This window comes from Polaribacter staleyi (genome assembly GCF_038024045.1).
Classification (GTDB): Bacteria; Bacteroidota; Bacteroidia; order Flavobacteriales; family Flavobacteriaceae; genus Polaribacter; species Polaribacter butkevichii.
Window position 1 is genome coordinate 1,157,066 of sequence record NZ_CP150665.1, and the last position, 15,340, is coordinate 1,172,405.

Consider the following 15,340-nt stretch of genomic DNA (forward strand, 5'->3'; position numbering starts at 1 on the left):
TTCTTTACATTTACTTTCATGAATTTTTTAGCCCATTTATATTTATCACAAAACAATACCAATATTATGATTGGCAATTTTATTGCAGATCATATTAGAGGAAATAATTACGAAAGTTTTTCTAAAGAAATTCAGCAAGGTATTTTTTTACACAGAGAAATAGATACGTTTACAGACGCTCATGAAATTGTTAGAAAAAGTAAACGTCGTTTGCACGAACGATACAGACATTATGATGGTGTAATTATCGACATTTTTTACGATTACTTCTTGGCTAAAAATTGGGCAGATTATTCAGAAATTCCTTTAGCTATTTACACAGATTCTATCAATAAATTGTTTGGTAGCATCTCTAATCAATTGCCTGTAAAATCTCAAAACTTTATTAAATATATGATTGAATATAACATCTTATTCAATTATCAAAATAAAGAAGGGATAGAAAAGGTTTTAAACGGAATGAACGCGAGAACAAAAGGCAAATCTCAAATGAATTTAGCCATCGAAGATTTACGAATTTTAGAAACAGAATTACAAGAAGATTTTACCTTATTTTTTAAAGATTTAATAGCACATACTAACAAAAAAATTAAAGAAATTAAAACGAACCTATGAAAAACATCATTTTACTATTCGCATTTTCTTTAGTATTCATTCACTGTAAAACTGCAACTCACAAAGAGAAAGTTGTAGGTTTAATTGCTAATAAAGCAATGGTAGTTTCTGCAAGAGAAGAAGCTTCTAAAACAGGTCTACTTATATTAGAAAAAGGAGGAAATGCCTTTGATGCAATGGCAGCTACAGAATTAGCTTTAGCCGTCGCCTACCCTTATGCCGGAAACCTCGGTGGTGGTGGTTTTATGGTATATCGTAAAAACAACGGAGAAATTGGTGCTTTAGACTATAGGGAGAAAGCGCCTTTGGCAGCATCAAAAGACATGTATTTAAATGATGATGGAAATGTAATTCCTAATAAAAGTACGTTAGGTTCTATGGCAGTTGGTATTCCTGGAACAATTGCAGGTGTTTTTGAAGCACATAGAAAATTTGGAACATTACCAATACAAGATATTTTAAAACCAGTGATAGAATTGGCAAAACGTGGCGTAATTGTCACTAAAAAACAAGAAGCTAGAATTAAAGAATATCAACCTAAATTTAAAAAAGCGAATCAGTCTTTAATTCTTTTTGATAGTATCTGGAAAGAGAACGACGTTATAAAATATCCTGCTTTAGCAGAAACACTAGAAAGAATTTCTAAAAACGGTAGAGATGAGTTTTACAAAGGCGAAACGGCAGAACGTTTGGTAAAGTTTATGCAAGCAAATGGCGGAATTATGACGCTTGATGATTTGGCTCAATACGAAGCAAAATGGAGAACCCCTATTACTTTTAAATATGATGATTTAAAAATAATTTCAATGTCACCTCCTTCTAGTGGGGGAATTTGTTTGGCACAAATTATGAACGGAATTGAGCCGTACGATTTAGATACTTATGGTCATAATTCTGTAAAAGCTATTCAAGTTATTACAGAAGCAGAAAGACGTGCGTATGCAGATAGAAGTTTCTTTTTAGGGGATCCTGATTTTGTAAAGATTCCTTTAGAAACCTTAATTTCTAAAGATTATACAAAAGGAAGAATGAATGATTTTTCTTTTGACAAAGCAACCAAATCGGCAGATGTTGCACACGGAACTATAGAAATGGTAGAAAGTGATGAAACAACACATTATTCTATTGTAGATCAATTTGGAAATGCTGTTTCTGTAACCACCACTTTAAATGGTGCTTATGGCTCTAAATTGTATTGTTCGGATTTAGGTTTCTTTCTAAATAATGAAATGGACGATTTTTCTAGCAAACCTGGTGTGCCAAATATGTTTGGATTAATTGGTGCTAAAGCAAATGAAATTGCACCAGAAAAAAGGATGTTAAGTTCTATGACTCCTACAATTGTAGAGAAAAACGGTAACCTTTGGATGGTGGTTGGAACTCCTGGTGGCTCTACAATTATTACCTCTGTTTTACAAACAATTTTAAATGTACACGAGTTTAAAATGGGCATGCAAGAAGCAATAAATCAACCTCGTTTTCACCATCAATGGTTGCCTGATGTTATTATGATGGAACCTCATCAATTTGATCAAAAAATAACAGATGAATTAAAAAATAAAGGATATCATATCAACGAAAAAGACGCCCCTGTTATTGGTAAAGTAGAAGGTATTTTAGTATTACCAAACGGACAATTAGAAGGTGGTGCAGATTATAGAGGAGATGATAAAGCTGCTGGATTTTAGTTAGTAGTTTGTAAAAATAAAAACTATAACGAATGTCATTTCGAAATGAGCTTTTTTAAGCGATTGAGAAATCTCAACTTTGAAACTTTGAAACTTTGAAACTTTGAAACTTATGCAAATACAACCATTTCACTTAGCAATACCTGTACAGAATTTAGAAAAATGCAGAACTTTCTATAGAGACATCTTAAACTGTGAAGAAGGAAGAAGTACAGACCAATGGGTAGATTTTAATTTCTTCGGACATCAATTGGTAATTCACCAAAAAGAAGAATATCAACCAACAGAAGCGGTTACAAACCCTGTTGATGGTCATGATGTTCCGGTTCCGCACTTTGGAGTTGTATTAACTTGGAAAGATTGGCATACTTTAGCGGATCGATTAAAAACCTTAAATACAAAATTTGAGATTGCTCCTTGTATTCGTTTTAAAGGAAAAGTTGGAGAACAAGCAACCATGTTTTTTAAAGATCCAGAAAATAATGCTTTAGAGTTTAAAGCTTTTCAAGATATAAATCAATTATTTGCTAAATAATGCAATTACAAGAAACTCATATTGTTCCTAAACTAGAAGAACCAATTCGTTTTCAAGAATACGCTGTGGGCATTTTTAAAACAATTCCTACTAAATCTGGTATTAAGAAAGCGATTAAAAAAGGACTTGTTTTTATTGATGGAAATTTAGCTACAACCTCTAAATATATTTCTGGTGATGAAAAAATAACACTTTTTGAATCTGAAAACGCTTCTACATTCGAAAGATTAAAGCTCGATTTAGAGGTACTATTTGAAGATGATTACTTGGCAATAATATACAAACCCGCAGGAATTTTAGTTAGTGGAAATAAGTTTGTAACCATTGCAAACGGGTTGTCTCAAAACCTAAAAAAAAGTATTCTTTCTGATGCTGTAAAACCGCAACCAATTCACCGTTTAGATTATCCTACAAGTGGACTTTTATTAGTAGGAAAAACAAGTGCTGCAATTACAAAATTAGGAAGATTATTTAAAGATAAAGAAATTCAGAAAACGTATTACGCCATTGCTATAGGTAAAATGAATCCTACTGGATTTATAAATTTCCCTGTTGATGAAAAAAAATCTCACACCGATTTTGAAGTTTTAGAGACTGTTGTTTCAGAACGTTTTGAGTTTTTAAACTTGGTAAAACTACAACCAAAAACAGGAAGAAAACATCAATTAAGAAAGCATTTATTTGCTGTTGGAAATCCTATTTTGGGTGATAAAGAATACTTTTTAGAAAATAAAATTTTAAACGGAAAAGGCTTGTTTTTACATGCCGCTACTTTAGACTTTATACATCCGTTTACGAAACGGAAAATTTTAGTTACTAAAGAATTGCCTAAGAAGTTTATAAAAATATTTCCAAATTCACAACCTCCTCTACTAGGTTTATCAACTTAAAACAGATTGATAGATTATTATGAAGCTAACAAATAGTTTCTTCTTTTAAAAAATATTAATTTAGCTTCTGATTTTTTAATTTATAAAAATGAAGAAGCTTTTTAAATTTATTGGAATTATCTTATTGCTTTTAATTGTTGCTGGTGGACTCTATTATTTTATAAATAATAAACCTTTACCTAAAGGAGAACAAGGAAAAAAAGCAGATGCATTGGCTACTAAAATGCTGAATGCATTAAATATTGATGCTTATAAAAAAACAGAGGTTTTAAAGTGGAGCTTTAGAGAAGCACACTCTTATAGATGGTACAAACAAGAAAATATTGTACATATTTCTTGGGCAAATTACAAAGTAACACTGCAAACAAATGCTCCTAATAAATCTGAAGTATATGTTGATGGAAATATTACTAATAAACCAGAATTGGTTAAACAAGCACAAGACTTTTTTAATAACGATTCTTTTTGGCTAATTGCTCCTTACAAAGTTTTTGACCCTGGTACAGAAAGACGTATTGTAAAACATGAAGGTAAAGACGCACTGTTAATTACCTACACTTCTGGCGGTTCTACTCCTGGAGATTCTTACTTATGGATTTTAGATGACAACTACTTACCTACTTCTTTTAAAATGTGGACAAGCATTATTCCTATTGGCGGTGTTGCTGCCACTTGGTCTGATTTAAAAAACACAGCATCTGGAATTAAATTACCTACAAAACACACATTGTCTCTTTTTGGAATGGAAATAAACATGGGCGATGTAAAAGCTTATAATGAAAAAGCAGACGAGTTAGCTGATAAAATTTTAAAAGCGATAAAACATAAAGCGTATAAAAACACTAGATATTTAGAATGGAGTTTTGCGGGTAAAAGATCTTTTAAATGGGACAAAGAAAAAAATGTTGCAGACGTTTTTTGGGATTCTATTCGTGTAAATTTAGACACAAGAAACACCAAAAAAAGCACGGTTTACATCAACAATAAAAAACAAGAAATTACAGATACTGCCATTGTAAAAAAAGCGTGGAATATTTTTAACAACGATTCTTTTTGGTTGGTTGCTCCGCATAAATTATTCGAAAACGGAATTATAAGAAGCATTCAAAAAGTAGATGATAAAGATGCGCTATTAGTTAAATATACCACTGGTGGTTCTACTCCTGGTGATTCTTATTTGTGGCTTTTAGATTCTAATTTTGTTCCTAAAAGTTATAAAATGTTTGTACCAAGCATGAAAATGGATGGAGTTGATGCTACTTGGCAAGATTGGATAACCTCAAAAAGTGGTACTTTGTTACCAACAAACCATACTTTTGGCAATGGACGAATTTTAAGTATGGGAACTGTAAAAGGATATAATTAATGAAATCGAAAACAATTGCAAACGGAATTTTAAGAGCGGTAGCTATTCTGGTAGGTATTTTACTTTTGGGCTACTTCTTATACGCAATACAATCTGTAATTGTTTACATTATTATTGCAGGTGTTTTATCTTTAATTGCAAGACCACTAATTCAATTTTTAAGAAGAAAATTAAAATTCCCCAATACACTAGCAGTAATTACTACAATGCTGTTAATGTTAGGTTTTTTAGCTGGTTTAATAGGTATGTTTATCCCTTTAATTGCTGAACAAGGAGAAAGTTTATCACTTTTAAATATAGATAAATTACAAGCAAACATTCAAGAAATCATTAACCAAATAAACTCTTATTTTTCATCTAGAGGTATCAATGTTTTAAAAGAATTAGAAAATATAGATATCGCTTCTCATTTTAAAGAAATTCCTGATTTTTTAAATGCCATTTTAGGTGCTGTTGGCACTTTAAGTGTTGGGTTATTTTCTGTGCTATTTATCTCTTTCTTTTTTATGAAAGACAGCCAATTACTAGAAAAAGGTGTCATGGCAATTATACCTAGAGGAAATGAAGGCCGGTTTTCTAAATCCTTAGAAACCATTAACGATTTATTATCTAGATACTTTATCGGTTTGATACTTCAAATTACTATTTTATTTGTTATTTACACCATTGTTCTATTCATTTTCGGAATTTCGAATGCCATCGTTATTGCTTTTTTATGCGCCCTATTAAACTTAATACCATACATAGGTCCCTTAATTGCAGCCGTTATTATGTTTATCTTATCGATGACAAGTAATATTGGATTAGATTTTCAAACAGAAATTTTACCAACCTCACTTTACGTGATGATTGGTTATTTTATTGCGCAATTAGTCGATAATTTTTTCAGTCAACCTATAATATTTTCTAAAACAACAAAGTCGCATCCTTTAGAAATATTTTTAATTATCATTATTGGTGGTTTACTATTTGGAATTGTAGGTATGATCACTGCAGTACCAATGTACACAGCTTTAAAAGTAATACTGAAAGAATTTTTAGCCGAAAACAAAATCGTAAAGTCACTAACCAAAGACCTATAATTTCTTTTGAATTTAGCCATTTTAAGACCAGAAGTACAACAATTTATTACAGATCATTTAAAATCAGACATTACAAAACTAATTTTAAAAGGAAGTCCTTTTGATGACATTACGGTACAAGAACTGGCAAATCAAATTGTTGCTAAACAAAAGTCTGAGCAAAAACTACATTCTTGGTTTACAACTAAAAATATTTACTATCCAGAGAAAATAAGCATTGAGCAAACCTCATCTGAAATTACTGCAAACTATAAAGCAACTTTAGTAAACGGGACATCTATTATTGATATTACAGGCGGTTTTGGTGTAGATTGTTTTTATTTTTCTAACCACTTTAAAGAGGTTACACATTGTGAAATTAACCATCAGTTATCAACAATTGTAAAGCACAATTATCAACAATTAAAAAAAGAAAATATCACTACTTTTTCTGGTGATGGAATCGAATTTATAAAAAATACTAAAGATAATTTCGATTGTATTTATATAGATCCATCCAGAAGAAATGATCTAAAAGGGAAAGTGTTTTTATTAAATGATTGTTTACCAAACGTACCCGAAAACATTGATTTTTTGTTTTCTAAAACCAATCAAATTCTAATTAAGAATTCGCCTATTTTAGATATTACAAGCACCATAAATGAGTTAAAATTTGTAAAAGAAATTCATATTGTTGCCTTAAATAATGAAGTAAAAGAGTTATTATTTTTATTAGAAAAAGGATACGAAAATCCTATCAAAATTAAAACCGTAAATATTGGTAAAAAAGATATTCAAACTTTTAATTTTAAGTACAAAGAAGAAGTAACATCAATTTATTCAGAACCACTTACCTATTTGTACGAGCCTAATGCTGCAATTTTAAAATCTGGTGGTTTTCATGAAATATCAGAGCAATTAAACCTTTTTAAACTTCATCAACATTCACACTTATACACCTCTAAAGAAATCATCAATTTCCCTGGAAGAATTTTTAAAATTGAGCAAATTTTAAATTATGATAAGAAAAAAATTAAAAAGTTAATTACTGATAATAAAGCCAATATTACCATAAGAAATTTCCCTAAAACAGTTGCTCAAATAAGAAAGGAAACCAATTTAAAAGATGGTGGAAATAAGTATTTATTTTTTACCACAGATGTACAAAATAAGCTCATTTGTATTTCATGTTCTAAAAGTCAAATTTAAGTAAAGTAAGTTAATAAGAGACTAGTAACTCTAAACGACTACATTTTTATTAAATTTGCTGCAAAAGCTCAACTTATATACATGCAGACACTTACCTATCAAGCATTAAAAATCACCCAAAACACTCAAAATTTTATTGATGATGTTTTGGTGGTAGAGGCTGCCTTACAGATAAATATTAATAAAGAACCTTATACCGTTGTGATGAGAACTCCTGATAATGATAAGGAATTGATAAGAGGTTTACTTTATGCTGAAGATATTTATAAAAGTAAAAAAACGTTGACTTTTAATGTTGAAGAAGCAGAAAACGGAGTTCCTACCATTATAAACGTTACTATTTCTAAAGATATATTAGGCAAAGGGTACTTAAATAAAAGAACCTTGTTGTCTGTTTCGTCATGTGGTATTTGCGGCAAAAAAGAACTAAAAGACATTAAAATTGATGGAAAAAAATTAGCACAAACAAATTCTTTTTCAAGCGATATTTTATATGAAATGTTTTTTAAAATGAACGAATTTCAACATACTTTCAAAGATTCTGGAGGAAGTCATGCCGCAGCTCTTTTTAATAAAAATAATGATTTTTTAACCATTAAAGAAGATATTGGACGGCACAATGCTGTAGATAAAGTTATTGGAGATTTATTAATAAAAGAGAAATTAAGCGAAGCAAATTATTTAATTGTTAGCGGCCGTGTTTCTTACGAAATTGTATCCAAAGCATTTATCGCAAAAATACCAATTATTGTAGCTGTTTCTGCTTGTTCTTCATTGGCTGTAGATTTTGCTAAAGAATTTGGTATTTGCTTAATAGGCTTTACCAGAGAACAAAAAATGACCATTTATTCCAACCCCTCATTTGTTAAACGAAAAACCACATATGTCTAAAAAAATAAAAGAACAACCACCAGAAAAATTTACAGGAATTCAGTTAACAGAAGTTCCTAAAACAGCAGTAGGAGTAAAAGCAATTGTTTCTGCCTTAACTCATATAAAAGATGAAGTTGGTATTTCTAAAGGGATTCAATTATTATCAAAATTAAACCAGAAAGATGGTTTTGATTGCCCAGGTTGTGCGTGGCCAGATCCTGATGAAAAAAGAGCTTTTATAGCAGAATATTGCGAAAACGGTGCAAAAGCAGTTGCAGAAGAAGCTACCAAAAATAAAGTTTCTCCAATCTTTTTTACCACAAAATCGATACAAGAACTCTCTGAATTATCTGATTATGAGATTGGTAAAAGCGGACGAATAACACACCCCATGTATTTACCAGAAGGCGCAACACATTACGAAGAAATTTCTTGGGAGCATGCTTTTAATATAATTGGTGAAGAATTAAATTCATTAAACTCTCCTGATGAAGCTATTTTTTACACCTCTGGAAGAACTAGTAATGAAGCAGCTTATTTATATCAGTTGTTTGTACGTCAGTTTGGAACAAACAATCTACCAGATTGCTCTAACATGTGTCATGAATCTAGTGGTGTTGCACTTTCTCAAACTTTAGGTATTGGAAAAGGTTCTGTTACTTTAGACGATTTCAATCATGCAGATTTAGTTATTGTTATTGGTCAAAACCCAGGAACCAATCACCCAAGAATGTTAAGTGCTTTAGGTGAAACAAAAAAGAAAGGCGGAAAAATAATTACAATAAATCCGTTACCTGAAGTAGGTTTAATGAATTATAAAGACCCTCAAAATCCTTTAAAATGGGTGGGAGCTGGACAAGATTTAACGGATTTGTTTTTACCCGTAAAAATAAATGGTGATGTGGCTTTGTTAAAAATCATCTTAAAGTTGATGAAAGAAAAGGAAGATGCAGAACCTAATAGCGTTTTCGATCATCAATTTATTGAAGAAAAAACCGCCGGTTTAGAAGAGTTATTAAAAAATTTAGACACCTATTCTATTGATGAATTATTACCACAAACAGGTTTAACATTAGATAAAATTAAAGAAACTACAGCCCTCATTATCAATAATAAAAATATTATTATCTGTTGGGCAATGGGCTTAACGCAACATAAAAACGGAGTGGATAATATCCGCGAAGTTGTAAACATATTATTACTAAAAGGAAGCATTGGTAAAAAAGGAGCAGGTACTTGTCCGGTTCGTGGACACTCTAATGTACAGGGAGACAGAACCATGGGGATTTGGGAAAGACCTCCCGCTTCATTTTTAGACAATTTAGAAAAAGAGTTTCAATTTAAAGCACCAAGAAAATTTGGTTTTGACGTGGTTGAATCTATAGAAGCCATGCATAAAAAAGAAGCAAAAGTATTTTTTGGAATGGGCGGTAATTTTATTTCTGCAACACCAGATACTACTTTTACGGCAAATGCTCTAAGAAACTGTAGCTTAACCGTGCAAGTATCTACCAAACTAAACAGAAGTCATTTAATTACAGGTAAAAAAGCAATAATACTGCCTTGTTTAGGAAGAACAGAAAAAGATTACCAAGCTACAGGAGAACAATTTGTATCCGTAGAAAATTCTATGGGAGTTGTACATCAATCTAAAGGAACTTTAGAACCTTGTTCTAAAAACTTATTAAGTGAAACCGCTATTGTGGCGGGTGTTGCCAATGCAACTATTAAGAATACAACAACCAATTGGTCTGAATTAATTTCTAATTACGACTTTATTCGTGATAAAATTGAAGCAACCATTCCTGGTTTTAATGATTTTAATACCCGCGTAAGAATTAAAGGTGGTTTTTACTTGCCAAACAATGCAAGAGAAAATGATTTTACCCCTACAAAAACAGGAAAGGCTAATTTTAGCATCAATAGACCTTCTGAAATTGAGTTAGAAAATAACCAATTTATGATGATGACGATTAGAACTCATGATCAATACAACACCACTATTTATGGTTTAGATGACAGATATAGAGGGGTTTTAAATGAAAGAAGAATTATCTTTATGAATACAGATGATATGAATTCATTACATTTAAAAAAATTAGATTTGGTAGATTTAACAAGTCATTTTAATAATGAAGAAAGAGAAGCCAAAGGTTTTTTAGTAGTTCCTTATGAGATTCCTAAACAATGTACAGCTACTTATTTTCCAGAAGCAAATGTTTTAGTGCCTTTAAAAAGTAAAGCAGATATTAGCAATACACCTACCTCTAAAACTGTAATTATTACCATCAAAAAAAGATAAAATTAGCTTATGAAAAAGTTTATATTCTTATTAATAACGCTTATTTCTTTTCAAGCATTATTTTCTCAAACAGAAAATATTCCTGAAAGAATTACTCAAAAAGGGTTTGCCAAAATAGATTTTCTTTCTATAAAAATGCCGCCTCCAGAAGATATTGGAACTACTTTTAATGAACCAAATATGGGGTTTACGGGTATCCATTATAATTTATTTTTAAATGAATCTTTTTACACAGGTGTTGGCCTTTATGGCTCTATTTCTGGCATTAGAGGTGGCTTTTTTACTTTAGGAATTAATGCAGGTCTAAAAAAATATTTTTCTAAAAAATTATATATCGATACAGGTTTTCACTTTGGTGGTGGTGGTGGCGCTGGTGCTCCCGATGGTGGTGGCGCTTTCATTTTGCCTCATGCTAATTTAGGGTATCAATTTAAAAACTTCTCTTTAAATGGAGGTTGGAGTTATGTTAACTTTTTTGACGGTGGAAGAATTAAAGGACATCAACTAAATATTGGATTAGAAATTCCTTTAGATTTTGAATATGCAAATTATAAGCATACAGAAAAAGAATTTGGTTTGGATAATTTTGAAAACACAAATTGGAATCAAAATCCGAAACAAAATTCCTTGATGGTTCATTTTAACAATTTAAAAGTTTTAAGTGAAGCAAATTCTACTACTGGAGAAGTTTTAAAAGGAAAAACAATAAAATTAGCTGGTTTTGAATTCACGTCTTACCTTAATGACAATTGGTTTGCATTTTTAAAAGTAGATGGTGCCTACGATGGTATTAGAGCAGGTTACATGGACGTCTTTTTAGGTGGAGGGTATCATTTATCAATGAATAAAAACAGAACCAATATCTTAGCTAAATTAGGTTTTGGTGCTGGTGGTGGTGGTGGTGTAGATACAAAAGGTGGTTTTTTATTTTACCCAGATATATCCATAGAACAGCAGTTATTCAAAGATATTTATGTTTCCGTTAATAAAGGATATTTATTAACACCTAATAAAGATTTTTATACCTCAACATTTGGAGTCGGAATTAAATACTACATAGAACGAAATGGTACAAAAAAAGACCACAATTCTTTTACAAAAGGAAAGTTTAAAGGATTTGATGTTATTGTAAAACAAGACCTGTACTTTAATGCTAAGAGGATAGAAGACCCTACGGAACACATGCATCAAATTTCTTTGCAAATAAATTTAGATTTAAACAAACATCTTTTTGTTGCAGGACAAACCTCTTTTGCAAACTTTGGTAATGCAGGTGCTTATGCAGAAGGTTTGGTTGGTTTAGGTATAAAACCAAAGCCTTTCTTTAATAATTCTACCTCTATTTTTACACAAATTTTAGGTGGTGCAGCAGGTGGAGGAAATATTAGCACAGGCCAAGGTTTTATTATAAAACCAAGTTTAGGTTTAGATTATAAACTTTCTAATACGTTAAACTTTAGAGCTGCCGCTGGTTATGTAAAAGCAAAAGGTGGAGAGTTAAGTAGTCCTTTTATCAATTTAGGACTAAAGTATAACATCTCATTTTTAAAGTTAAAATAATTAAAAATAGGGTTGGTTAAAATATTTTAAGCAACCCTATTCATTCGTTAACCTTTATTAAAACGCTCTACTTATATAGCAGTTTCTAAATATTTTACAACAAAATCAATTTGTTCTTTTGTTGTATATTTTGAAAAAGAAAAACGAATAGACGTTTTATCCGCATCTGCGTCACTTAAAATCGCTCTTAATACGTGAGAGCCTTTATTGCTTCCGCTTTGGCAAGCACTTCCTCCAGAAACAGCAATTCCTGCCATATCTAAACTAAATAACAACATATCATTTGTAAAAGGAAAACGCACATTTAAAATTGCATAACTACTTTTTTCTATATCGGATGAAAGTCCGTTAAACTGAATCTTTTCGGATATACTTTGTAGTTCAAAAATAAAATACTTTTTTAAATTTTCTATGTAAACTTTATCTTCCTCTAAATTAGAAACAGCAATTTCTAATGCTTTTTCCATCCCTAAAATAGCATGTACATTTTCTGTACTAGACCTTGCGCCCATTTCTTGTTCGCCACCATGTAACATTGGTAAGATTCCAAATCCTTTTCTAAAAAAAGCAAAACCAACTCCTTTTGGTCCATGAAATTTATGTGCGCTTGCTGCTATAAAATCAACTGGTATTTTTTGTAAATCAAGCGGATAATGCCCTATCAACTGAACGGTATCCGAATGAAATAAAGCCTTATTATTTTTACAAATATCAGCAATTACATCTATTTCTAAAATGTTACCAATTTCATTATTGATCAACATTAAACTTACCAATGTTTTTTCTTTTGATGTTGATAAAAGCTGTTCTAAATGCCCTGTATCAACAGTTCCAAATTCATCAACATTAACATAATCTACAACTAGGTTATGTGCTTCTTTTAAATAAGTACAAGTATGTAAAACTGCATGATGCTCTATTTTAGAAGTAACAATTCTTCGCACTCCTAAATTAAAAACAGCATTGTGTAAAATTAAATTATCTGCTTCTGTACCACCTGCTGTAAAAATAATTTCGCTAGCAGTTACATTAAAATGTTTTGCAATATTTTTTCTAGCAGTTTCTACTGCCGATTTAGCTTTTCTTCCAAATTGATGTATTGAAGATGGATTACCATAATTTTGCTTCATAGAAGAGTAAATTACCTCTATAACTTCTTCATCAATTTGTGTGGTAGCTGCGTTGTCTAAATAAACCGTTTTCATACTGTAAAATTACAATTAATTAGCGTTCTGAAAAACATAAACTTCTGTTGCTCCTAAACCGTATTTTTTATAGGAAGCATCATAAAATTGAACCGGATATTTATTTAATAATCGTTGAAGCTCTGACCTTAAAACTCCTTCACCAACTCCATGAATAAAAACTATTTTAGGAATTCGTTTAGAAATAGCAAACTCAATTTTATTTTTTGCAGTATCTAACTGAAGGTTTAACATGTCGTAATTATCCATGTTTCTTGTAGATTTTGTTAATTTACTAATATGTAAATCAACCTCTAAAATTATTTCCTTTTTTTCTTTTTTAAACAAGCTTTTCTTTGGCTTATTTTGAGCAATTTTATCCTTTAGTAGTGCATTGTTGATATCACTAAATTTAGAGAGTTCATGTTGCTCTATTCCAATTCTTACTAATTCAGACGAATTGAACTTAAAAACCATGCCATCGCTAGTTTCAATCGAAATTTCATCACCCATAATATGGATGACTTTTCCTTTTAAAACATCATCTAAAACCGCCACTTTATTTCCAATTTCTAAACACATTCTTAACCTTGTATTAATTTGTTTTCAGTTTTTAAGATAGTATATTTGAGACAAAAATAACAAGATGATTAAGACTTCAGCTATTTCTACAAGAAAATTCTTTACAAATGCTCACAATAAAATTACATTAAGTGAAGGCAGAAAGAATTTATTGTTAGAAATTTCTGAAACAATTTCTAAAGAATATAAAAGCGAAGGTCTTGTTAATTTAAACTTTATTTGCACACACAATTCTAGAAGAAGTCAAATAGCACAAGTTTGGGCATTTTTTGCAGCCCATTATTTTGACCTAAACATTTATAGTTTTTCTGGCGGAACAGAAGTAACTTCTTTTTATAGAAACACCATAAAAACATTACAAAAAGCTAGTTTTTCTTTTAATTTAGAAGATTTTTCGCATCAAAACCCAAAGTATCTTATTTCTTTTGATGAATCACCTAAAACAATTTTAGGTTTTTCTAAAAGATATGATCATGTAGATAATAAAAAACCTTTTATAGCAATAACTACTTGTAACAACGCCGATACAAAATGTCCTTTTATAGCAGAAGCTATTTATAGATTTCACTTACCCTTTGTAGACCCTAAACCTTCTGATGGAACTCCATTACAGAAAGAAACTTATCTAAATACAAACCAACAAATTGCAGGTGAAATCTATTTTATTTTTGCAGAAGTAAAAAAAGCACTCCTTTAAACTTTTAAATTTTTATCATACGGAATACGATCTAAAATGTGATTGATAACATTTACGCGTGCTTCTGTTTTTCTATTTGCTCTAATTATTTTCCAAGGAGAAATTGCAGTATTTGTTTTTTCGAACATTGCATTTTTATACTCGGTATATTCATCCCAAAAATCTTGTGCTTTTTCATCTAGTTTTGTCATTTTCCATTGTTTTAATGGATTGCTTTTAATGTCTTCAAAACGTTTTGCTTGTTCTTTTTTAGAAATAGACATATAAATTTTAACTACATGAATTCCAGATTCTAAAATCATTCTTTCAAAATCATTTACCTGATTCATAAAAATCTGATACTCTTCTTGAGTACAAAATCCGTTTACGGGTTCAATAACCGCTCTATTGTACCAGCTTCTATCAAAAAAAACAATTTCACCAGCTTTTGGTAATTGCTCTATATATCTTTGAAAGTACCATTGTGTTTGCTCGTCTTCTGTTGGTTTTGGTAATGCAACAATACGCATATGACGAGGATTAATACGTTCTGTTAACCTTCTAATTGCCCCACCTTTACCTGCAGCGTCTCTACCTTCAAAAACAACAATTATTCTTTCTTCTTGATTAATTGCCCAAGTTTGTAAACGAATTAACTCTACTTGTAACTTTTCTAGTTTACGTTGATAATCTACATATCTAATTGCTCTACCAATATTTAACGGTTCTTTAGACAACAACGCTAATAAGCCTTTTTTAGAATTTAACTTCTTTAAATTTTTAGGTGATATTTCCATAT

At 30.7% G+C, this 15,340-nt stretch carries 14 protein-coding genes; 11 read left to right on the top strand and 3 right to left on the bottom strand.

Features of this window, described 5'->3' with window-relative positions; translation table 11 throughout:
- Positions 1–18: 18 nt before the first annotated feature.
- From WHD07_RS04970 to WHD07_RS05015, 10 genes are all read left to right on the top strand, one after another.
- Positions 19–615, top strand: coding sequence for an ACP phosphodiesterase (locus WHD07_RS04970; protein WP_422897650.1), 597 nt, complete (start codon positions 19–21; stop codon positions 613–615).
- On the top strand, positions 612–2,303 hold the full coding sequence (gene ggt / locus WHD07_RS04975; protein WP_343330306.1) for a gamma-glutamyltransferase: 1,692 nt from the start codon (positions 612–614) through the stop codon (positions 2,301–2,303). Before WHD07_RS04970 ends, ggt begins: the two co-directional genes overlap by 4 nt.
- A 112-nt stretch (positions 2,304–2,415) precedes the next feature.
- Positions 2,416–2,838 carry a VOC family protein gene (locus WHD07_RS04980; protein WP_343330307.1) on the top strand — a complete coding sequence of 141 codons (423 nt, stop codon included), beginning with the start codon at positions 2,416–2,418 and terminating at the stop codon, positions 2,836–2,838.
- Complete coding sequence (locus WHD07_RS04985) at positions 2,838–3,728, top strand: RluA family pseudouridine synthase (protein ID WP_343330308.1); 891 nt, start codon at positions 2,838–2,840, stop codon at positions 3,726–3,728. Before WHD07_RS04980 ends, WHD07_RS04985 begins: the two co-directional genes overlap by 1 nt.
- Before the next feature lie 88 nt (positions 3,729–3,816).
- Positions 3,817–5,094 carry a hypothetical protein gene (locus WHD07_RS04990; protein ID WP_343330309.1) on the top strand — a complete coding sequence of 426 codons (1,278 nt, stop codon included), beginning with the start codon at positions 3,817–3,819 and terminating at the stop codon, positions 5,092–5,094.
- The gene (locus WHD07_RS04995) at positions 5,094–6,176 is read left to right on the top strand and encodes an AI-2E family transporter (RefSeq protein ID WP_343330310.1); all 1,083 of its coding nucleotides are present in this window, start codon (positions 5,094–5,096) and stop codon (positions 6,174–6,176) included. Before WHD07_RS04990 ends, WHD07_RS04995 begins: the two co-directional genes overlap by 1 nt.
- Positions 6,177–6,182: 6 nt before the next feature.
- On the top strand, positions 6,183–7,364 hold the full coding sequence (locus WHD07_RS05000; protein WP_343330311.1) for a class I SAM-dependent methyltransferase: 1,182 nt from the start codon (positions 6,183–6,185) through the stop codon (positions 7,362–7,364).
- 81 nt (positions 7,365–7,445) lie between these two features.
- Positions 7,446–8,255, top strand: a complete 810-nt coding sequence (gene fdhD / locus WHD07_RS05005; protein WP_343330312.1) for a formate dehydrogenase accessory sulfurtransferase FdhD — start codon at positions 7,446–7,448, stop codon at positions 8,253–8,255.
- Positions 8,248–10,539 carry an FdhF/YdeP family oxidoreductase gene (locus tag WHD07_RS05010; RefSeq protein WP_343330313.1) on the top strand — a complete coding sequence of 764 codons (2,292 nt, stop codon included), beginning with the start codon at positions 8,248–8,250 and terminating at the stop codon, positions 10,537–10,539. Before fdhD ends, WHD07_RS05010 begins: the two co-directional genes overlap by 8 nt.
- 9 nt (positions 10,540–10,548) lie before the next feature.
- Positions 10,549–12,099 (top strand): hypothetical protein, encoded by a 1,551-nt coding sequence (locus WHD07_RS05015; RefSeq protein ID WP_343330314.1) that lies wholly within the window; start codon positions 10,549–10,551, stop codon positions 12,097–12,099.
- A 71-nt stretch (positions 12,100–12,170) separates the two neighbouring features.
- Here the strand turns inward: WHD07_RS05015 and WHD07_RS05020 are convergent, their stop codons facing one another.
- Positions 12,171–13,304 (bottom strand): cysteine desulfurase family protein, encoded by a 1,134-nt coding sequence (locus WHD07_RS05020; protein WP_343330315.1) that lies wholly within the window; start codon positions 13,302–13,304, stop codon positions 12,171–12,173.
- Positions 13,305–13,319: 15 nt separating this feature from the next.
- Complete coding sequence (locus WHD07_RS05025; protein ID WP_105049230.1) at positions 13,320–13,865, bottom strand: Smr/MutS family protein; 546 nt, start codon at positions 13,863–13,865, stop codon at positions 13,320–13,322.
- Between the two features lie 64 nt (positions 13,866–13,929).
- On the opposite strand from WHD07_RS05025, the gene WHD07_RS05030 reads away from it, so the two are divergent.
- On the top strand, positions 13,930–14,562 hold the full coding sequence (locus WHD07_RS05030; RefSeq protein ID WP_343330316.1) for a hypothetical protein: 633 nt from the start codon (positions 13,930–13,932) through the stop codon (positions 14,560–14,562).
- On the opposite strand, the gene ppk2 is transcribed toward WHD07_RS05030, so the two are convergent.
- Positions 14,559–15,338, bottom strand: coding sequence for a polyphosphate kinase 2 (gene ppk2, locus WHD07_RS05035; RefSeq protein ID WP_105049232.1), 780 nt, complete (start codon positions 15,336–15,338; stop codon positions 14,559–14,561). The genes WHD07_RS05030 and ppk2 overlap by 4 nt on opposite strands.
- Between the last annotated feature and the right edge of the window lie 2 nt (positions 15,339–15,340).